We start from the raw sequence: 20,427 nt of genomic DNA on the forward strand, positions 1-20,427 counted from the left end.
ATCATGCGACTGTTCATCGCCCTGCTCCCTGACGACGCCCTGCGCAAGCGCCTGGGTGCCCTCTCCGAAGCGCTGGAGGCTGACTGTGGCGGCCGCCGCATTGCCGATGCCAATATTCACCTGACCCTGGCCTTCCTGGGTGAACAGGATGCGACGACAAGCGCACGCCTTCGCCAGTTTGTTGAACACTACCCGCCCGTGAACGGCCGGCTCGTCCTCGATACCCTCGGTGTTTTTACGGCTCCCGGCATTGTCTGGATCGGCCCCGGGCAACCACCTCAGAACCTGCTGCTGCAACAGGCAGCGCTGTCTCGTCAGCTCGCTGACATGGGACTGGCTCACCGGCCTTCTCATTTTCGTCCCCATGTATCGCTACGGCGTAGAGCAATGGCGCCTGCGGCACAAGCTTTATCCGTGGACAAATTCTGCTGGTCCTATACTTCTATTCACCTAATACAGTCATCTTTAAGCCATGAGGGAAGCCACTACACGCTCTTGGCCTCCAGCAAGGCATGAAGGCGAATCATCAGGGTGAATCACCGTCAGTTGGTGGCTCTATTGGCACAAACTGACGCATCTTTATGGCATCGATCATACACAGAGTTGCCAGCACCTTTGCCCAACGTGCTGCCAGCCCCCCGCGGTCCGCACCGACCGCACATGCGTGACAGACAGGTTCACCCTGTCTCGGGTGAAGGCTTGCAGGGACATCGCAGGCCAATAACAAGGGATGAAAAGAACCAGGGAAAACTCATGCCAAACATACTTGCTCGTCCGCTGGCCGTCTGCCTGCTTGCCAGCCTTGCCACTCCAGCCATGGCTGGTCCGACGCTTGGTCTCGGCTCCACCAGTGAAGGGACAGGAGCCCTGGACCTGGGCTACGACTGGACCTTTGACCTCAGCCACTATCATCCGGCACTGGATCTTCGCCTGGGCACAGGATTCATTCTTTTCGAGGGGGATGAACGCAGCGATAACCAGGCGTTTTATGTTCGTCCGGCACTTCGCTACAGCTGGGAACACGTCTTCGTCGAGGGAGGTATTGGCGCGTCAGGTTTTGTCGATACCCACATCGAGGACCGAGACCTGGGCAGCGCCTTTCAGTTCGAAGATCGTTTGGCTCTGGGCGTAAGAATGGGGGGCTATGGTGACCTGTCAGTCAGCATCACCCACTACTCCAACGCCAGTATCAAGGAACCCAATGACGGCTTCGAGCTGTATGGGTTGAATTGGCGTCTGGCCTACTAGCCAAGCCCATAGGCACCGTGATGACTCGCTGTGCCATCAGCGTCTTGTCGAGCTGTCCTAGCGACCGGGCCCGTGACATATGTCGCGGGCCCTGACATTTCCAGGCAATCTCAGCCGACGGGATCCACCTGCAGGAAGCCCCCTTCCTTGAGCACCTGAGCGTAGCCGTCGCGAAAGCTGGGGTAACGAAAACGGTAGCCGCTCTCGATCAGCAGACGAGAATCGCAACGCTTGCTGGCCCTGCGCCGCAGCGGGGACTGAATGGTCTCGGTGCACTCGACCTTCAACTGCTTGGCCAACCACGTCATCACTTCATTGAGCGGGGCCGGTTCGCTGTCACTGGCCAGATAGAGCGGGGCCAGGGCGTCGTCCTGCAACGCCTTGTCGATCAGGTGCACCAGCACCCCGGCGCAATCGTCGCGATGAATGCGATTGGAGTACATGGGGGGCGTGGCGGGCGCAATCCGTCCTTCACTGACCTGCCGAATCAGACGGTCGCGGCCAGGCCCATAGATGCCGGAAAAGCGCACCACGGTTCCCGGTAGCGAGTGATCGATCAACGCCTGTTCGGCTTCCCGCATCAACACGCCGGAAAAGCCGGATGGCTCGGTAGGGCTCTGTTCATCGACCGTTTCTCCGTCACGCTGGGCGTACACGCTGGTGGAGGATACGAAGAACACATGGCGGGGCGGGACATCACGTTCAGATAGGGTGCCCAGGACCGCTTTCAGCCCCTCCGGATATGCCGCACGATACGCATCTTCCTCGAAGCGGTCGGCGCTGACCACGTATACCACGATGTCAGCATCCGGTAGGGCGGTCACGGATTCAGGATCGGCGAGATCCACCGTCACTCCCTCGATGCCCGTTTCGGCCAGCCGTTCGGGGTGGCGCCGAGCACCAATGACCCGATGTTCCTTGGCCAGAAGTTCACGGCCCAGCGCTATGCCAATGTCGCCACAACCAACAATCAACGTCGTCGTCTTCACCTTTACCGCGTCCCCCTGATATAAAATCCCTATGAGGCTCCGGTCCGGAGACCCGCGCATCCAGCGTCTGGCGCCTTGATCAATACCCCGAACAGAGGATGCCGATCGGCACCATATGACTCTAACAGAACTCCGCTATATCGTAACCTTGGCCCAGGAGCGCCATTTCGGGCGTGCCGCAGAGCGCTGCTTTGTCTCCCAGCCGACACTCTCGGTGGCGGTGAAAAAGCTGGAAGAGGAGCTGGAGGTCGCCCTGTTCGAGCGATCCAAGTCCACGGTACAGGTCACACCCCTCGGCGAAAAGATCGTCGAGCAGGCTCAGCGCGTGCTGGAACAAAGCAGCGCCATCAAGGAACTGGCGACGGCCGGACGTGACCAGCTGGCCAGTCCCCTGCGCATTGGTGCGATCTACACCATCGGGCCCTACCTGTTCCCGCACCTGATTCCGGAGCTGACCCGAGGCGCCCCCCAGATGCCTCTTTATATCGAGGAAGGCTTCACCGGTGGGCTGCGGCGCAAGCTGAGGAACGGCGAGCTGGATGCCATCATCGTCGCCCTGCCGTTTACCGAGACCGACGTGGTCACCAAGCCGCTGTATGAAGAAGACTTCGAAGTTCTGCTACCGTCAGATCATCGCTGGGCCAAGCGCAAGAGCATCGCCAAGGAAGACTTGCTGGAAGAACGCCTGCTGCTGCTGGGTGAAGGTCACTGCTTCCGTGACCAGATCCTGGAAGCCTGCCCGGCCATCAGCCAGAAGCTCAACAGTCCCAACAACACGCTGACCGCAGAAGGCGGGTCCCTGGAGACCATTCGCCACATGGTCGCATCGGGTCTTGGCATCACGGTATTGCCACGCTCCGCCATTGGTACCAGCCACTATGAGAGCGGCATGTTGATCAGCCGACCGTTCAGCGAGCCTCCGGGGCGCACGGTGGCGATCGCCTGGCGCGCCAGCTTTCCGCGGCCCAAGGCGATCGACGCGGTCACGGACGCCATCGCCCGCTGCCGCGCCGCCGACCAGGAGACGGCGTGAGTCGCCTGAACGAAGCCGTCACATCACTGAAGGGTGTGGGCGAGGCGCTGGCACTGAAGCTCGCGCGGCTGAAAGTGGAGACCGTCGAGGATCTGCTCTTTCATCTGCCGCTGCGCTACCAGGACCGCACGCGGATCACCCCCATCGCGACCCTGCGCGGGGGCCATGAAGCGGTCGTCGAGGGAGATGTCAGTGCCGCTGACGTCATCCGCGGTCGGCGCCGCAGTCTGCTGGTGCGACTGAAGGATGGCAGCGGCATTCTCAGCCTGCGCTTCTTTCACTTTTCTCCTGCCCAGCAGCAGCAATTCCGTCCAGGCACACGGGTGCGCGCCTTCGGTGAAGCCCGCGCCGGTGCCACGGGGCTGGAGATCTACCACCCCGAGTACCGCCTGATCGGGGGTGACGAGCCACCCGTGGAAGATCATCTGACCCCCATCTATCCCACCACCGAGGGTCTCCACCAGGCCAGGCTGCGCGCCTTGATCGACCAGGCCATGGCCATGCTCGAGGCCGACCCAGCAGCCTTGCCCGACTATGTGCCGGACGACATTCGCCAACAGTTTTCCCTGGTAGGACTGCAGGACAGCCTGAAGACCCTGCACCACCCACCCCCGGACAGCGATGTCGACGCCCTGAGCGACGGCCGCCATCCGGCCAGCAGACGCCTGGCCACGGAAGAGCTGCTGGCCCATCAACTGAGCCTGCGCGAAGTGCGCCTGCGCATTCAGTCCGACGGCGCCCCTTGCTTGCCCAGCGGACGCAGTCTAAAGACGCGTTTTCTGGCGCAGTTGCCCTTTTCTCTGACCGGCGCCCAGCGGCGTGTGCTCGACGAGATTGGCGTCGATCTGGCCAAGCCTGCCCCCATGCTGCGCCTGGTCCAGGGTGACGTGGGTTCAGGCAAGACCGTGGTCGCTGCCATGGCCGCCCTGACCGCCATTGCCGGAGGCTGCCAGGCCGCCATCATGGCGCCGACGGAACTGTTGGCAGAACAGCACTATCGGGCGTTTCGCGACTGGTTCAGCGCTTTGGACATCGACGTTGCCTGGCTGTCGGGCAAGCTCAAGGGCAAGGCACGACTGGATACCAAGGCGGCTATCGCCGATGGTCGGGCGCGGATGATTGTCGGCACCCATGCCATCTTTCAGGATGACGTCTCTTTTGACCGCCTTGGCCTGGCCATCATCGACGAGCAGCATCGCTTCGGCGTCCACCAACGCCTGGCACTGCGCGAGAAAGGCGAGCAAGGTGGTCTGACGCCCCATCAGCTGGTCATGACTGCGACGCCGATCCCACGCACCCTGGCAATGAGTGCCTATGCCGATCTTGATGTGTCGGTGATTGATGAACTACCGCCCGGCCGAACTCCGGTGACCACTGCCGTGGTGCCGGATGAGCGTCGGCCCGACGTCATTGCACGAATTCGTAACGCCTGTGCCGAAGGAAGGCAGGCGTACTGGGTGTGTACCTTGATCGAGGAATCCGAGGCGCTGACCTGTCAGGCAGCCGAGGTGACCCATCAGGAGCTGACAGAGGCCCTGCCTGAGCTGTCCATCGGGCTGGTACACGGTCGCATGAAAGTCGCCGACAAGGCCGCTACCATGGCTGCCTTCAAGGGCGGTGAGCTGGACCTGCTGGTAGCGACCACCGTCATTGAAGTCGGTGTCGACGTGCCCAACGCCAGCCTGATGATCATCGAAAACCCTGAACGTCTCGGGCTCTCCCAGCTTCACCAGCTGCGTGGACGCGTCGGTCGAGGCAGCACCGAAAGCTACTGCGTGTTGCTCTATCACCCGCCGCTGTCGAACACCTCGAAGCAGCGCCTGGCGGTGATGCGAGAAACCACCGATGGCTTTCGCATTGCCGAGCGGGATCTGGAAATTCGTGGTCCAGGCGAGGTGCTGGGCACCCGCCAGACAGGCCTGGCTCAGATGAAGATTGCCGACCTGGAACGCGACGCCGACCTGCTGCCACAGATCACCCCACTGGCAGACGCCTTACTGGCACGCGATCCTGGGGCCAGTCGCCCGCTGATCAGGCGCTGGCTGGGAGAAGAAGCTGGGCGCTATGGGCAGGTGTAGACCGCGCAGAGCCACAAGGCATGTCGTGGGAAGCGTGCAGGAAGACGGCGGGTGATGCCCCCTGAAACGGGATGTCATCAATGCCTGCAGCACTATCAAGTTCTGTCACAAGATCAAGGTGCGGTGGATGCGGGTGCCAAGATTCACTCGCTGGCGGTGGGCCTGCTCCGCGCGATCACGAGCCACGCAATGGTGGCCGTCATCCCCCTACAGATGCTTGAGCAGACGCTGCAATCTGTCCATATCCTGAGCGTCCCCTACCAGGCGCAACTGTCCCGACATCATGGCGTCGAAAAACACTTGCTGGGTGGGCCGACGCAACACCTTCACCGCTGTCTGGCTATCCTGGAAGCGCAGCTCGAGGTCCAGATCGACGGGGAGTCCTCGCTGGGTCTCGATACCGCTGGGCCGCATGCGGTAGTAACGAGCGATCGACAGGTCCTCTGTCGCGATACCCCAGTCGAGCCCACCTTTTTCTTCCAGCCGCTCACGAAAGCGCGCCTTGCGCTTGAGTGCCCGCTTCAGCATGACACCCAGCAGCCACAACATCAGTCTCAGAGTCATGTTGCCTCACGCTGGAATAGGAAGGCGCGGCCCGCCAAGCGAGCCGCGATATCAGCCATTCGCTGCCATTTCTGACAATGGCAAGCGTCGCCTCAGCGGGCGACGGCGTCCTTGAGGCCCTTGCCGGGCTTGAAGGCGACTGTCTTGCTGGCGGGAATCTTCAACGGCTGACCCGTCTGGGGATTCTTGCCGGTCCGCGCGGCACGCTCGCGCACGGTAAAGGTGCCGAAGCCGATCAAAGACACATCCTGGCCCGAGGAAACACTGCCGGTGATCTCGTCGAGAATCACGTTCAGCACCTGGCTGGCCTTGTCCTTGGATAGATCAGCGCGCTCGGCAATTGCCGCGGCGAGTTCTGGCTTGCGCATACAGCCCTCCTAATTTTGGCTTGACTACCCGGTGCCATGGCACCGGGATCATTGTTATGGAAACACTGTCCGTGTGTCCACCTGGACCCTTCCAGGTCCTGCCATGCCAACGCTCCCATACGATGCCGGCAATGAACGTCACGGATCGATCAGTGCATCCTTGTTGTGGTGAGATGACACTCGAAATCCATCGACGTGACACCGTCCATTCGTGTTACACGAATCAGAATCAGTATCACACACTGCAACGATGGCACCTTCAACGACGGTGGCCCAGCCACCATCAACGAACCTAGCCTAGCAACGGCGGTGCCGCCCGCGCCAGTTCGACTTTCCGACGAACGCATTTTCCCGTCAACGCAAACCCCTTGAGCTGCCCCTGTTCGTCCTCGGCAAGGGCGCTGATGTCATCGCCATCGGCCTCGATCCGCCATTGCACTCGCTCACTTGCCGGCGGCAACGCCACCACCGGCAGCAGCGGTGTCTTGACCAGCACGGGCCATGGGCCGTAGCTCACCGGGGTCGGGCTGCCGCACAGGGTAGCGGCCAGGGCCTTGGCCGATGCCTGCAACGGCTGCACATACATCGCGTTGACGCCGTCCACCGAGGCCACGTCTCCCAGTGCGTGTATACGCGGATAGGACGTCGATAGATAGCGATCCACCTGGATGCCGTCGGGGCCGGTACGGATGCCCGCCGCTTCGGCCAACTGGCTGCGGGGCCTGAGCCCCGTAGCGACCAGCACGAGATCAGCGCTCAGCGTCTGGCCGTCATCGAGCCGAAGGACGATCTCCTGTTCATCGCCCGCAGCCTGACGCGCTAAGCTGTCGACCAGGCGCCCGCTTCTGATCTCGATGCCAGCGTCACGAAACGCATTGCCCAGCGCCTGGCCCGGCTGCTGGGGCAGCAGCCTCGGCAGCAAGGTTTGCTCCGGGCCTACCATGATGACCTGGTGTCCGCCCGCCTGGAGGTCGTTGGCGAACTCGCAGCCCACCAGGCCCAACCCGATCACCGCCACTCGCGCCGGACGCTCCAGGCCGTCAAGAATGGCCGAGAAGCGGCGGTAGTCATCGAGATCATTGATCGAGAACACGCGGCCGCTGAGCTCCGCCGGAATGGCGAAGGGAGCGACAGGGCTGGCACCGGTAGCCAGCACCAGGTCCGACCAGGGCAGCCGTTCCTGGCCAATCCACAGGCACGAGGACGCTGTGTCGATGCGGTCTACCCAGGTATGGGGGCGCACCACCACATTCAGCTGATCGGCCAGCTCCAGGGCCGAACGGGCCGCCAGCCGATCCGCCGCCAAGCCCTTGGCAAAGCCCGTGGATAACAAGGGTTTGGCGTAGTCATCGCCGCTATCGGCCGTGATCAGGGTGATCGGACGCCGGGCGTCCAGTGCGCGCACCTGGCGCACCAGGCCAATGCCTGCCATGCCAGTGCCGATGATGGTCAAGGGTGCTTGCATCACGTACTTCGACTCTGCCGACGACCGCCCTGCGGTCATTCAAGAAACCGGAGTGCCCAGCGGGGGCTCCAGCGAGTGACTCCTGTGCACCATGGTACACTATGCGCCCATCTACCGGAGCACGACGTCCGGTGCAGCAAGGACCTCAAGGCCCCATGTCACAGCATCCTCATGTCACCCCGTCCCGTTGCCATGTCGAGCCCGAGTGCCCGCGATCGACTCCCGAGTGGCGCGACATCCCCGCATCGTCGCATGCCATCTCTGAGCGCTGGCTGGAGTGGCTGGCTTCCCGCGACTCACTGACGGAGAGACTGATGGCGGCCGCTGGCGAGGGACGCTTTCACGTGCGTCTGCTCGACCAGTACCTGGGGCAGCCATGGCCGGACGAGGCCGAGGCATTGGGACTGGCGGCCGGCCAGCAGGCCTGGCTGCGCGAGGTCGCGCTGTGCGTCGACGAGGTCCCTTGGGTGGTGGCACGCTCAGTGGCACCACGGGTGAGCGATCAACAGGCGCCCTTTGCCGGCCTTGGCGAAAACTCGCTGGGCAGTTGGCTGTTTCAGCAGCCGGATCTTCGCCGCAGTCCGATCGAGATCAGCCGGATATCTCGTCCTATCCACGGATACCGCGGTATCTGGCAACGGCGCTCTCTGTTTTGCCACGGGGGCTGGGTGATGCTGGTGCAAGAGAGCTTTCTGCCCGCCATGGCCGAGGCGCTGTCACTCGACCCGTCTCCAGGCTAGACAGCGACCGCGCTGTACTGGTCACGCCCGTCTCCCCGCGCTAGGCTTGGTCCGTCATGTCGACAAGCGCTGACCAGACCTGGCAGCAAATGGTCGCTCCCGGCGACACCCATGGATGAACTGTCTCGTCTTGTTTCGACGCTCAACGCCACACCAGCGGATGCGGACACGGCTGAAGCGTGCCCGCCACGATGCCTGTGACAGCGACTTTCCACTAGCCCTCGAGAGACCACGATGGACCGCTCCCTGCTGCGTCCCCCCGGACGCCTCGCCCGAATTCCCGACTTCCTGGCGCTGATGCGTCTGGATCGCCCCATCGGCACCTGGCTGTTGATGTGGCCAACACTGTGGGCGCTGTGGGTAGCGGCGGACGGCATTCCCGCCCGCGACACCCTGCTGATCTTTGTCGCTGGCGTCTACCTGATGCGAGCAGCAGGCTGTGTCGTCAACGACTATGCAGACCGCCATTTCGACGGTCACGTCAAACGTACCAAACACCGCCCTCTGGCGACTGGGCGTATCAGCGAGCAGGAAGCCAAGGTCCTGTTCGTCGGTCTGCTGACAGCGGCCTTCGTGCTGGTCTGGCTGACCAACGGCTTTACCGTATGGCTGTCGCTGATCGGCGCCGTGCTGGCCGCCAGCTATCCCTTCATGAAGCGCTACACCCACTTTCCCCAGGTGGTGCTGGGGGCCGCCTTTTCCTGGGCGATTCCCATGGCATTCGGTGCCGTGCTGGGCGAGGTACCCACGGTCGGCTGGATCCTGTTCACCGCCAATGTACTGTGGACGGTGGCCTATGACACCGAATACGCCATGGTGGACCGTGACGATGATCTCAAGATCGGCATCAAGTCGACCGCAGTGCTGTTTGGTCGCTGGGACACTCGCATCATCGCGCTGCTGCAGCTGGCAACGCTGGGCCTGCTGGCCTGGGCGGGCGTTCTGCTGAATATCGGCGGTTTCTATTGGCTGGGATGGCTGGCCATGGCGGCTACCTTTATCCACCAGCAGAGACTCATCAAGGAGCGTGATCGCGATCGCTGCTTCCAGGCCTTTCTCAACAATCACTGGTCGGGCCTGCTGCTGTTTGCCGGCCTGGCGCTGAGTCTCTATCCCGACCTGGGATGACCCTGTCGAGCTGTCGAGGGCTCGACAGCTCGGCCAATGTCATCTAAATGTCACATTGACGTGGTGTCATCTGTCACCGTTGATAGGAAGACCCTGAACAAGAGGCCCGGGATGACAGCCAAGACCGTATTGATCGTCGACGACGAAGCGCCCATCCGCGAAATGATCGCGGTGGCTCTGGAAATGGCCGACTACCGGGTCCTCGAGGCCGACAATGCCCAGGCGGCTCACGCGATTATCGTGGACGATCAGCCAGACCTGCTGCTGCTGGACTGGATGATGCCCGGAACCAGTGGCATCGAGCTGGCACGCCGCCTCAAGCGGGAAGAAACCACCGCCGAGCTGCCGATCATCCTGCTCACCGCCAAGGGTGAGGAGGACAACAAGATTCAGGGGCTTGAAGCAGGTGCAGACGACTACATCACCAAGCCGTTCTCTCCCCGGGAACTGGTCGCCCGTCTAAAAGCGGTGCTGCGTCGTGCCACTCCCCGCGGCGTTGAAGACCCGGTGGAAGTCGACGGGCTCAAGCTCGATCCTGTCAGCCACCGCGTCAGCGTCGACGGCAAGTCGCTCGACATGGGGCCCACCGAATACCGCCTGCTGCAGTTTTTCATGACCCACCAGGAACGCGCCTACACCCGCGGCCAGTTGCTTGATCAGGTCTGGGGTGGCAACGTCTACGTCGAGGAACGCACCGTCGACGTGCACATTCGCCGCCTGCGAAAGGCCCTTGGCGAGCCACATCAGCAGCTGATCCAGACCGTGCGCGGCACCGGCTACCGTTTTTCGGCCAAGATGTGACGTCTTGCCTCCCTTCCACGCAAGCTTGATAGCGCCTGTACGGCTGGCGGCAGACAGGAGGACATAGGTGAACGGAGCCAGGAGCTGACGTGGGTCGACTGTGGAGACGAGAAGTCTGGCGCTTGACCCTGCTGGTCGGCATCGGCGCCCTGCTGGGCTGGCCCTTTTCCTTGACGAGTGTCGGCGTCGGAGCGGGCCTGACGCTTGGTCTCGCCTATCATCTGCGCAACCTGCACGCCATGCACGACTGGCTGACCCATCGTCCCCAGCAGGAACCTCCTACCGCCAGCGGTCTGTGGGGCGAGCTGTTTGATCGACTCTATCGCTACCAGAAGGGCCAGCGCATTACCCAACGACGCCTGCGCTCAACGCTTCAGCGTATCCAGGAGTCCTCTGAAGCGATGCGCGACAGTGTGGTCATGCTGGATCGCCATGGCGATCTCGAATGGTGGAACAGCTCTGCCGAGCGCATGCTAGGCCTGAAGCCGGCGCTGGACCGTGGTCAACATATCACCAACCTGCTGCGTGATCCGCGCTTCGTCGGCTATTTCAACGAGCGGGACTATCGTGAGCCGCTGAGCCTGCCATCGCCCATCGACGAGAACATGATCCTGCAGTTCCAGATCACCCTGTACGGTGACGATGAACGCCTGGTCATGGCGCGCGACATCACACGCCTGCACCGCCTGGAACAGATGCGCCGAGACTTTGTGGCCAACGTCTCCCATGAGCTGCGCACGCCACTGACGGTACTGACCGGCTATCTCGAGACCTACGGCGACATGGCCGACATGCTGCCCGAACGGCTCGGCAAGGGGGTGGCGCAGATGCAGAACCAGACCCGTCGGATGCAGAACCTGGTCAATGATCTGCTGCTGCTGTCGCGACTGGAAAACGATCAGGGCGGCGATGACCACACGCGGCTCGACCCCACCACTCTGTTGCAGACCGTCAAGCGAGATGCACAGGCGCTGTCTGGTGGGCGCCAGCAGATCGAGGTGTCCATCGACGATCCGCGTGGGCTCAAGGGCAGTGAGAAGGAAATTCACAGTGCCATTTCCAACCTGGCCTTCAATGCCGTGCGCTATGCCGGCGATGGCGCACGTATCCAGCTACGCTGGCGGGCCTACGGTGATGGCGCCTGTCTTGAGGTGGAGGACGACGGCGACGGCATCGACCCGATGCACCTTCCGCGCCTCACCGAGCGCTTCTATCGGGTAGACAAGGGACGCAGCACGGCGACCGGTGGCACCGGACTAGGCCTCGCCATCGTCAAGCACGTGCTGCTGCGCCACGATGCGCGCCTCGACATCGACTCACATCCGGGTGAAGGCGCCACCTTCCGCTGTATCTTCCCCTCGAGCCGAGTGCAGGAAAACCGCCAGACGGCCGCCTCGCCCTGACCCCGACCCAGGGACACACCAGCCCCGCTTCAAGCCAGGCTGGCATCACTGTGTCTTTTCAGCTCCTGGGACCCAGCAAGATAACCGCAGCGCCCGCCAGGCAAAGCGCCGCCCCCATCATGTCCCAGCGATCGGGGGGGCGCTGCTCCACCCACCACATCCAGCCCAACGATGCCGCGATATACACGCCGCCGTACGCGGCAAAGGCGCGTCCAGCATAGTCAGCGTCTACCTGGCTGAGCAGCCAGGCAAACAGCGCCAGGCTGAACAGACCGGGCAACAGCCACCAGGCCGCACCATCCGCCCTCCACCAGCGCCATACCGCGAAGCAGCCGGCGATCTCGGCCACCGCCGCCAACAGGTAGATGGCCAGCCCAGGCAACCCTGTCAACATCGGCAGCGCCTTGCACCGGCCAGGTGACAGGTCGCCATCAGCGACGCACCACCGGCAGTTGGCGATAGTGCTGATCCCACATCAGCACAGCCCCGGCCACTGCGCCGGGAATCAGAAACAGATTGGCCAGTGGTATCCAGGTGATCAGCGTCACCAGGCCGCCAAAGCTGATACTCGGCCACCAGCGCGCCGACAGTCGCTTGCGCATATCGGGAAAACTGACCTTGTTATTGTCCATCGGATAGTCGAGATAGGTAATCGCCATGGTCCAGGCGCTGAAGGCCGCCCAGAGCAGCGGTGCCACCAGATTCACCACGGGTATCCAGCTGAGGATGAACAGGCCGATCATGCGCGGCAGAATATACGCCAGCTTGAGCAGTTCACGCCCGAGTGCATCAACACCGGTCTTGAGCCAACCGCGGTCGTCGCTGGGCTCCTGCCCCGTCAGCTCGACCTCGGCACGCGCTGCCAGAAAGCCGTAGAAGGGGGCTGCAATCAGGTGGGTCACCAGGGTGAACGAAAAGAACACGATCACGATCAGGCTGACCACGAACAGGGGCCATATCAGCCAGTCGAGCCACTCCAGCCAGCTTGGGACCATGGCCATCCAGCTGTCGAGCCAGCCACCAAACTCACCCAGCACATAGCTGAGCATGCCGGCATAGACCAGCAGATTGACCAGAATGGGAAGAAAGACGTAGCGGCGCAGTCCACGGCTATAGACCAGCCGCGTACCGCGACGAACCGCCTCAATAGCATTCAGCATGACTTCTATCCTTGGCAATGACATCAACAAGGCCATAACGACTGCGGGCCATCGTCTCGACGATGGCCCGCAGTTCAGGGTACCGGCAACGACCCTGACAGGGCCGGCCTATTGACGCCGCTTGCGGCGTTCAGGTCAAGACGAGGCGTCGTCGTCCAGCAGATCCGGGTCAATCTTGTCCGGCGAGACGTGACGGATATCCAGGCCCTTGACCAGGTAAATGACGTACTCGGCCAGGTTGTTGGCGTGGTCACCCACGCGCTCTAGGGCTCGCAGAATCCACATGATGGCGAGCACTGGCGAGATAGACCGCGCATCTTCCATCATGAAGGTCATCAGCGATCGCATGGCGCTTTGATACTCGCTGTCGACGCGCTCGTCTTCCTGCACCACCTGCATCGCAAGCTCAGTATCGAAGCGGGCAAAAGAGGTCAGTGCATCGCGCATCATGTGGCGAACGTGCTCGCTGATATTGCGCACCTCGACGAACCCGCGAGTGCCATTATTGCCGTCCACCAGTTCGATGGCGTTACGGGCGATCTTGCTGGCTTCATCACCGATACGCTCGAGATCGGATGCGGCGCGGATCACCGCCAGCACCAGGCGCAGGTCCGAGGCGGCCGGCTGGCGGCGGGCCAGCACGCGGGTGCACTCGTCATCAATCTTGATCTGCATATCGTTGACCGCGCGGTCATTGTCGACCACCCGGGAGGCCAACGCCGAGTCGGAGTCGAGCAGTGCGCTGACAGCATCCTGCACCTGCTTCTCGACCAGGCCACCCATGGCCATCAGGTGGGTCTTGAGCTCTTCAAGCTCGTGATTGAACTGGCGCGAGATATGCTGACTGTGGGTATCGCTGGTGATATCCATGGAGGTCTCCTGAAGGGAGGTGCAGGGGGCGATCAGCCCACCATACGTCCGGTGATGTAGTTTTCGGTGCGCCTCAGGCGCGGGTGCGTGAACAGGGTGTCGGTCGGTCCGTACTCCACCAGCTCACCGTTATGCAGGAACGCCGTATAGTCGGACACGCGTGCCGCCTGCTGCATGTTATGAGTGACCAGTACCAGGGTCAGATGTGGCTTCAGCGTGCGAATCAATTCCTCGATCTTGAGCGTCGAGATCGGGTCGAGAGCGGAGGCGGGTTCATCCAGCAGCAGCACCTCGGGCTCTACCGCCAGGGTCCGCGCAATCACCAGTCGCTGCTGTTGACCACCTGACAGTGACCAGGCTGACGCACGCAGGCGCCCCTTTACTTCTTCCCACAGTGCGGCTGACTTCAGCGCCCACTCGACCACATCATCGATGCGCCGCTTGCTGAGTCCCCCCTGCAGTCGCAAACCAAAGGCGACATTGTCGTAGATCGACATGGGAAAAGGATTGGGTGCCTGAAAGACCATGCCTACCCGTCGCCTCAACTCCGACACGGCCACTCGCGAATCATGGATGTCGTGCCCATCGAGATAGATACTGCCGCGCCGGCTGACGTCCTCGTTGAGGTCATGCAGCCGGTTAAGTGCCCGCAGCAACGTCGACTTGCCGCAGCCCGACGGCCCGATGAAGGCCGTCACTCGGTGCCGCGGGATGCGCAGCGTCAGATCCTTCAATGCGGGCTTGCCCGCATAGGCCAGACTTAGCCCCTGGATATCCAGGCACGTATCGGCTTCCGAAAACGCCATGACCGCCCCGCGCCGACTTCCCAGGGAGGCCTGGCTGAGCTGGCGTTGGGGCAGCCTTCCATCGATGGACATTGACTCTCCCTGCATCATCGACGCACCGGCGCACCATGACGCTTGCGCAGATAATGCCGCATGAATATTGCAGTCAGGTTAAGCACCAAAATAACCACTACCAACAACAGAGCCGTGGCATAGACCAGCGGCATGGCGGCCTGAACATCGCTGGAATGAAAGGCGGCATCGTAGATGTGATAGCCAAGGTGCATGAACTTTCTTTCAAGGTGGAGGAAAGGAAACTCACCGTCCACTGGAACCTGTGGTGCAAGCTTTGCCACGCCGACCAACATCAGCGGCGCCACTTCTCCCGCGGCCCGGGCCACCGCCAGAATCAATCCTGTCAGCATGGCCGGCATGGCCATCGGCAGCACCACCCGAGTCAAGGTCTCGAAGCGTGTTGCCCCCAGTGCCAGTGCCCCCTCGCGCTGGTGCAGGGGAATCCGTGACAGGCCCTCTTCAGTGGCCACGATCACGACTGGCAGGGTCAACAGCGCCAGGGTCAACGATGCCCACAGCAATCCGCCGGTACCAAAGGTCGGCGATGGCAGAGATGAGTCGAAGAACCACCGATCAATGCTGCCGCCGATACCATAGACGAAGACCCCGAGGCCAAACACGCCGTATACGATGGAGGGCACCCCGGCCAGATTGCGCACGCCAATCCTCACTAGCCGAGTCAAGCGGCCTTGATGGGCCACTTCATTGAGATAGACGGCAGCCAGCACACCGAAGGGCGTGACCAGCACCGACATCAGCAACACCATCAAGATAGTGCCGAAGATCGCAGGCCACACGCCGCCGGCCGTGTTGGCATCCCGGGGCCCCTCGGACAGGAATTGCCACAGTTCTCCTCCCCAGTGGCCCAGTTTTTCGTACCAGGCCATGGCGTTGGGGCGCCAGGCATCCAGCACTTCCTCCAAGGGCTGCTCCTGACGCTGGCCCTGGCTGTTCTCAAGCACCAGCACCCCGCCCTGCTGCAACCGACGAAGCTCCTTCGCCCGCGCCTGCAACGCTTGCAGTTGCCGGTCATCCAGGCGGTGCTGTGTCTCGCTCGACGACGGCTCACGCTCCATGCGCCGGATCAACGGCAGTATGTCATCACGGGTCAACTGCTGTCGGGCCTGGCGCAGGGCATCAAGCTCCTTGAGCCGCTGCTCCATGGCCAGCCACGCGGCCTCTCCCGTCAGCCGTTCACCCTCCAGCCTCACTGCCACCAGGCGACCGAAGAAGGTGCCCCAGTGACGTCGCTCAAGCACGACCAGGTCATCAGGCGTCTGGTCACTCGCCAGCCGCGGGACGCTCAACCAGCGCCAGATGCCACCGCCATCATCACGATTGGCTATCCAGTAGCGCCGCTCGACGCCTTCTCCACCGGGCAGCGTGCGCTGCTCAAAAGGCACGCCTATGACCGTGTCGCCGTCATCAAGGATGACCTCGTGCAGGGTCGACGGCCAGAAGTTGGCCAGCCCCTTCACGCTGAGCAGAACAATCAAGGCGCCTAGCATCAATACCGACAGCGCTACCGAGGCCGCAGCCAACCACGCCCAGGGCCCCTCATGCGGACGTCTAAGCGTCTTGCTGCCGACCGCCGTATGGCCGGGAATCTTCATGTATCACCCCGCGAACGCCGGAAGCGCTGCCTGAGTCTTGCACGCACCAGCTCGGCCAGGGTGTTCATCAGAAAGGTAAACAGAAACAGCGCCAGGGCCGCCAATAGCAGCAAGCGGTAGTGGGTGCCGCCTGGTGCCGCTTCAGGCAGTTCAATCGCAATGCTCGAGGCCAGCGACCTCAGGCCATCCAACGGCGTCGCCGTCATCAGGGCGCTGTTACCGCTGGCCATCAACACGATCATGGTTTCTCCCACCGCTCGACCGGCCCCGATCATGATGGCGGAGAAGATCCCCGGGAGGGCAATCGGCAGCATGACGCGGGTCAGGGTCTGCCAGCGCGTGGCACCCATGGCCTGGGCGCCTTCCGCCAGGTTTCGCGGCACATCACTGAGCGCATCCTCGGCCAGCGCATAAATGCCGGGGATCACGGCAAACCCCATCGCCAGCCCCACGATCATGGCATTGCGGGCCTGAACATCGAGACCCCAGCGCTGCTCGACCCATTCGCGCAGGTCGCCAGCGAACCACCAGCTCTCCCACAGCGGGGCAAGCTGCACCGCGGCGAGTACCAGCAACAACAGGCAGGGCAATAACCACAAGGCGGCCGAATTCAGCGACAGGTACCGCTGCACGGGGACCGGTAGCCGACGATGGCCCAGCGCCAGCGTGATCATCGCGAGGGGCAGCAGCAGCACGACGGACACTGCCTCGGCCAGATGGCGTTCCACCCAGGGGCCCAGCACCAGCCCGGCAATGAAACCCAGTACGACGCTGGGCATGGCTTCCATCAGCTCCAGGGTCGGCTTCATGCGCGCACGCAGTCCCGGCGTCATATACAGACTCGAGTGGGCCGCCGCGCCTAGTGCCAACGGTATGGCCACTATCAGCGCCCATATAGCGGCCTCAAGCGTCCCCCACAGCAACGGCGCCAGACTGGCCTGGGCAACCACCCCCTCTTCGAGGCGATGAGGCAGCCAGCGAAACTCAGCTTCGCCACTGGTGCCGGGGGCCGACCACAGCGCACTCAGAGACATTCCGTCTGCCCCGGGCCAGAACAGGGGCACCACCTCCACCAGCAGAAATACCGCGATGGCAATGACCGTCAACAGCACACCGATCCCCCCTGCCGTGATCAGCAGGGTGGCCAGTCGATCTCGCCGCTGGCGGGACCGATAGAGAGGATTGGTGGAGGTAGGATCAGACATCTAGGCCAGCCATTGTTGCATAGCGGAAGATTACGACATCTTCATGACATCTGGATGACAGAAGGCGGCTTGATCAACGTTCCTCTCGTGCCAACGCCGGTAGCCCCAGCGCTCGTCGCTGTGCCATCAATGCCGAGGGAGACAGCGCCACGAAGCCCAGTTCCTTCACCACGCGCTGACCCGACGGCGACAGCACCATGTCCAGGAAGGCACGCTCTACCTCCGGCAGCGGTGTTTCCGGGGGCCGGTTGACGTAAATGAGCAAGTCGCGAACCAACGGATAGTCCCCATCCCGCAGCGCCTGACGCTCAGGTCTCACGTCACGCTGGCCATCGGCAATGGCCACCTCACGCACGTCAGCGTTCAAATGATTCAAACCGACATACCCGATGCCTCGCGGGTCGTCACCGACAGCGGCGACCACCGCTGCCGATCCCGCCGAGACGGTGACGGATACCTTGAACTCACCATCACACAGCGCACGACGCCGAAACAGACCGTGAGTACCGGAGACCGCATTACGACCGTACAGATGGATGCTGCCCTGGGGATCATCCAGCCCCAGCTGCTGCCAGTGGTCGATGCTTTCTTCCGCACCACAGGCCAGCGTATCGGAGAAGATGGCGTCGAGCTGCTGGCGGTTCAGACGCTCGAGGGGATTATGCCGATTGACCACCACGACCAGGGCATCCTTGCCCACGACCACGGGAGTGACGGCATAGCCGTGACGTGCCGCAAATGCTGCCTTCTCATCATCCTGCATGGGCCGCGACATGGGGCCCAACAGCGTAGTGCCGGCAATCAACGCGGGTGGAGCACTGGCGGATCCTGCCACTTGCAGCTGCAGACGAACGCCTGGACGCTGCTCTTCGAACTGTTCCCCCCAGCGCAGCATCAGCTCGGCCATGGTGTCCGAACCTACTGCGTTCAATGCCCCCGCGACATCGTGTGCCGTCGCCGGCAAGGGTAACCATGCCACCCAGCCCAGCCACAGGAGCATCACGATGCGCCTGCTGGTGGCAGCAAAATGGGACACGCTGGACATCTGGCCTCCCGGCATTGGCTCAGCATCACGTCAGACAGAATGACGCCTTCGCTCGGCTATCTTCCTGAGTTTTCACATCATCCGTGCCACACGGTTGCCAAGGCAACCACCTAGAACTTCTGCCAGAGCTTCTGCCAGAACGTCTATCAAAGCTTCTGGGCGTGGTGGTCCTCGGCGCGACGTCCCTGCAGGGTAACGCACGAACGGTGGAGTATATCGCTCCGGGGTGGTTTCATGACGTCAGCGACGATGGCGTTTGCTTGCGAACGTCAGCGATGACAACAACTCACGCCGGATGCCACTCATCATGATGACCGAAGTCGATGACGTTCCTGTGCCAAAGGGTCAACTGACCTTGAAGCTCGCGGCGACTCGCCAGGACACCAACGCGCACGGTGACATTCCCGCTGGTTGGTTAGCCCGCCTGATGGACCAGGCCGCAGAGTGGACCGCCAGCCAAGAGGCACGGGGACGAACCGCCACCGTGGCGATCGAGGGAATGGACTTTCTCTGCCCGGTGCGTGTGGGCTCTCTGGTCTGCGTCTACACCCAGGTCGGTGATATTGGCCACAGTTCGATCAAGATTGATGTGGAGGTATGGGTTCGTACAGCTCACGACAGCGAGGACGACCTCCACAAGGTCACCGAAGCACGCCACGTGCTGGTGGCACTGGACGACAATGGCCGCATCCGAGGCGTGCATGCTTGATCCGGCGGCCTGCCACCGGGCAACGGCACTCGTCCACCGTTGCCCGGGCGTTCAGACATCAAGACAGCACGTTGTCCCGCGCCTTGAGATAGGCAAACTCGCCCACATCCGAGAACTTGCGCACCTGGGCCTGGAAGTTGCGATATGACTCGTAGATGCGCGCAGACGCCTCGTCACTGTCCACCTGCTTCTGCAATACCTGCTCCGACGATTCGTGCAACGCCGAGATCACGTCGTCAGGGAAGGCACGCAGCTGCACGCCGTGCTCATTGACCAACGCGTCCAGGGCTTCGGCATTGCGGAAGGCAAATTCACTGATCATCGCCAGGTTGGAGGCTCTCGCCGCCTCGGTCACGATGGCCTTGAGGTCGTCGGGAAGCGCGTTCCAGGCATCCAGATTGACCGTCCCCTCAAGGATGGCACTCGGCTCGTTCCAGGCAGAGGTATAGTAGAAATCCGCGACCTGGTGCAGACCAAAGGCCAAGTCGTTGTACGGTCCGACCCAGTCTGCAGCATCGAGCACACCGGTCTGCAGCGAAGTGAAAATCTCGCTGCCGGGAATCGTCAGCGTGGTGACCCCGATGCCTGACATGGCTTCACCGGCAAGACCGGGCAGACGCAGCTTGAGCCCCTGCATATCTTCCAGTGAGTTGATCTCCTTCTTGAACCAGCCTGCCATCTGGGTCCCGGTATTGCCCACCGCAAATGGCTTGAGGTTATGCCCGGCATACAGCTCGTCCCACAATTCCTGACCACCGCCGTTGTAAAGCCAGGCGTTGGTCTCGGTGGTGGTCATGCCGAATGGCACGGCGGTAAAGAACTGGGATGCCGCCACCTTGCCACGCCAGTAATAGGAAGCGGAATGTCCCATTTCGGCGGTGCCCTGAGACACTGCGTCAAAGACTTCCATGGCCGGCACCATCTCGCCTGCACCGTGAACCCTAACTTTCATGCGCCCGCCGGACATCCGCTCAATCCGCTCGGCCAGGTCATTGGCACCGGTTCCCAATGCGGGGAAGTTCTTGGGCCAGGAGGTGACCATGTTCCAGGTAATGGTTTCCTGGGCACTGGCGGTGCTGACAAAGGGGGCGGCGGCGACGCCTGCAGCGCCGAGGCCGGCGGTCTTGAGAAAGGAACGGCGTTCCATG

At 62.3% G+C, this 20,427-nt stretch carries 21 protein-coding genes; 9 read left to right on the forward strand and 12 right to left on the reverse strand.

Annotated elements, in window-relative coordinates; genetic code table 11:
* Positions 1-3: 3 nt before the first annotated feature.
* Complete coding sequence (gene thpR, locus JF545_RS10890) at positions 4-516, forward strand: RNA 2',3'-cyclic phosphodiesterase (protein WP_206942019.1); 513 nt, start codon at positions 4-6, stop codon at positions 514-516.
* Positions 517-753: 237 nt separating this feature from the next.
* Entirely contained in the window at positions 754-1,248 is a 495-nt protein-coding gene (locus JF545_RS10895; protein WP_206942020.1) for an acyloxyacyl hydrolase, read from the forward strand.
* Positions 1,249-1,358: 110 nt separating this feature from the next.
* On the opposite strand, the gene JF545_RS10900 is transcribed toward JF545_RS10895, so the two are convergent.
* Entirely contained in the window at positions 1,359-2,237 is an 879-nt protein-coding gene (locus JF545_RS10900; protein ID WP_206942021.1) for an SDR family oxidoreductase, read from the reverse strand.
* A 115-nt stretch (positions 2,238-2,352) separates the two neighbouring features.
* Here JF545_RS10900 and JF545_RS10905 point away from each other — a divergent pair, with 115 nt between their 5' ends.
* Together JF545_RS10905 and recG are read left to right on the forward strand one after the other, a co-directional pair.
* Positions 2,353-3,270, forward strand: coding sequence for a hydrogen peroxide-inducible genes activator (locus JF545_RS10905; protein WP_206942022.1), 918 nt, complete (start codon positions 2,353-2,355; stop codon positions 3,268-3,270).
* A complete protein-coding gene (recG, locus tag JF545_RS10910) occupies positions 3,267-5,348 on the forward strand; it encodes an ATP-dependent DNA helicase RecG (protein ID WP_206942023.1) in 2,082 nt (693 codons plus the stop codon). Before JF545_RS10905 ends, recG begins: the two co-directional genes overlap by 4 nt.
* A gap of 207 nt (positions 5,349-5,555) precedes the next feature.
* On the opposite strand, the gene JF545_RS10915 is transcribed toward recG, so the two are convergent.
* The 3 genes from JF545_RS10915 to JF545_RS10925 form a co-directional block, all read right to left on the reverse strand.
* Complete coding sequence (locus tag JF545_RS10915) at positions 5,556-5,912, reverse strand: hypothetical protein (protein WP_206942024.1); 357 nt, start codon at positions 5,910-5,912, stop codon at positions 5,556-5,558.
* Between the two features lie 92 nt (positions 5,913-6,004).
* Entirely contained in the window at positions 6,005-6,280 is a 276-nt protein-coding gene (locus JF545_RS10920) for an HU family DNA-binding protein (protein ID WP_045991652.1), read from the reverse strand.
* 292 nt (positions 6,281-6,572) lie between these two features.
* Entirely contained in the window at positions 6,573-7,745 is a 1,173-nt protein-coding gene (locus JF545_RS10925; RefSeq protein WP_206942025.1) for an FAD-dependent oxidoreductase, read from the reverse strand.
* Between the two features lie 155 nt (positions 7,746-7,900).
* On the opposite strand from JF545_RS10925, the gene JF545_RS10930 reads away from it, so the two are divergent.
* The 4 genes from JF545_RS10930 (at position 7,901) to phoR (ending at position 11,817) form a co-directional block, all read left to right on the forward strand.
* Entirely contained in the window at positions 7,901-8,485 is a 585-nt protein-coding gene (locus JF545_RS10930; protein WP_206942026.1) for a chorismate--pyruvate lyase family protein, read from the forward strand.
* Between the two features lie 234 nt (positions 8,486-8,719).
* Positions 8,720-9,613: a 4-hydroxybenzoate octaprenyltransferase gene (gene ubiA, locus JF545_RS10935; RefSeq protein WP_206942027.1), complete on the forward strand. Its 894-nt coding sequence runs from the start codon at positions 8,720-8,722 to the stop codon at positions 9,611-9,613.
* Between the two features lie 111 nt (positions 9,614-9,724).
* Positions 9,725-10,414 carry a phosphate regulon transcriptional regulator PhoB gene (phoB, locus tag JF545_RS10940; protein WP_206942029.1) on the forward strand — a complete coding sequence of 230 codons (690 nt, stop codon included), beginning with the start codon at positions 9,725-9,727 and terminating at the stop codon, positions 10,412-10,414.
* 89 nt (positions 10,415-10,503) lie between these two features.
* Complete coding sequence (phoR, locus tag JF545_RS10945) at positions 10,504-11,817, forward strand: phosphate regulon sensor histidine kinase PhoR (RefSeq protein WP_206942032.1); 1,314 nt, start codon at positions 10,504-10,506, stop codon at positions 11,815-11,817.
* A gap of 58 nt (positions 11,818-11,875) precedes the next feature.
* Here phoR and JF545_RS10950 read toward each other — a convergent pair whose 3' ends face one another.
* The 7 genes from JF545_RS10950 to JF545_RS10980 form a co-directional block, all read right to left on the reverse strand.
* Positions 11,876-12,211, reverse strand: a complete 336-nt coding sequence (locus tag JF545_RS10950) for a YnfA family protein (protein ID WP_206942033.1) — start codon at positions 12,209-12,211, stop codon at positions 11,876-11,878.
* 37 nt (positions 12,212-12,248) lie between these two features.
* Complete coding sequence (gene cysZ / locus JF545_RS10955) at positions 12,249-12,977, reverse strand: sulfate transporter CysZ (protein ID WP_206942036.1); 729 nt, start codon at positions 12,975-12,977, stop codon at positions 12,249-12,251.
* Between the two features lie 135 nt (positions 12,978-13,112).
* Complete coding sequence (gene phoU / locus JF545_RS10960) at positions 13,113-13,847, reverse strand: phosphate signaling complex protein PhoU (protein WP_206942038.1); 735 nt, start codon at positions 13,845-13,847, stop codon at positions 13,113-13,115.
* Between the two features lie 32 nt (positions 13,848-13,879).
* Positions 13,880-14,653 (reverse strand): phosphate ABC transporter ATP-binding protein PstB, encoded by a 774-nt coding sequence (pstB, locus tag JF545_RS10965; protein ID WP_206942567.1) that lies wholly within the window; start codon positions 14,651-14,653, stop codon positions 13,880-13,882.
* An 86-nt stretch (positions 14,654-14,739) separates the two neighbouring features.
* The gene (gene pstA / locus JF545_RS10970) at positions 14,740-16,320 is read right to left on the reverse strand and encodes a phosphate ABC transporter permease PstA (protein WP_206942040.1); all 1,581 of its coding nucleotides are present in this window, start codon (positions 16,318-16,320) and stop codon (positions 14,740-14,742) included.
* Entirely contained in the window at positions 16,317-17,525 is a 1,209-nt protein-coding gene (locus tag JF545_RS10975) for an ABC transporter permease subunit (protein WP_206942042.1), read from the reverse strand. The genes pstA and JF545_RS10975 overlap by 4 nt, the downstream gene beginning before the upstream one ends.
* A gap of 73 nt (positions 17,526-17,598) precedes the next feature.
* On the reverse strand, positions 17,599-18,570 hold the full coding sequence (locus JF545_RS10980; RefSeq protein WP_224907864.1) for a phosphate ABC transporter substrate-binding protein: 972 nt from the start codon (positions 18,568-18,570) through the stop codon (positions 17,599-17,601).
* A 310-nt stretch (positions 18,571-18,880) separates the two neighbouring features.
* On the opposite strand from JF545_RS10980, the gene JF545_RS10985 reads away from it, so the two are divergent.
* The gene (locus JF545_RS10985) at positions 18,881-19,279 is read left to right on the forward strand and encodes an acyl-CoA thioesterase (protein WP_206942570.1); all 399 of its coding nucleotides are present in this window, start codon (positions 18,881-18,883) and stop codon (positions 19,277-19,279) included.
* A gap of 58 nt (positions 19,280-19,337) precedes the next feature.
* On the opposite strand, the gene JF545_RS10990 is transcribed toward JF545_RS10985, so the two are convergent.
* Positions 19,338-20,426, reverse strand: coding sequence for a TRAP transporter substrate-binding protein (locus JF545_RS10990; protein ID WP_206942044.1), 1,089 nt, complete (start codon positions 20,424-20,426; stop codon positions 19,338-19,340).
* Position 20,427 lies beyond the last annotated feature (1 nt).

The organism is Halomonas litopenaei (genome assembly GCF_017303055.1).
GTDB lineage: Bacteria > Pseudomonadota > Gammaproteobacteria > Pseudomonadales > Halomonadaceae > Halomonas > Halomonas litopenaei_A.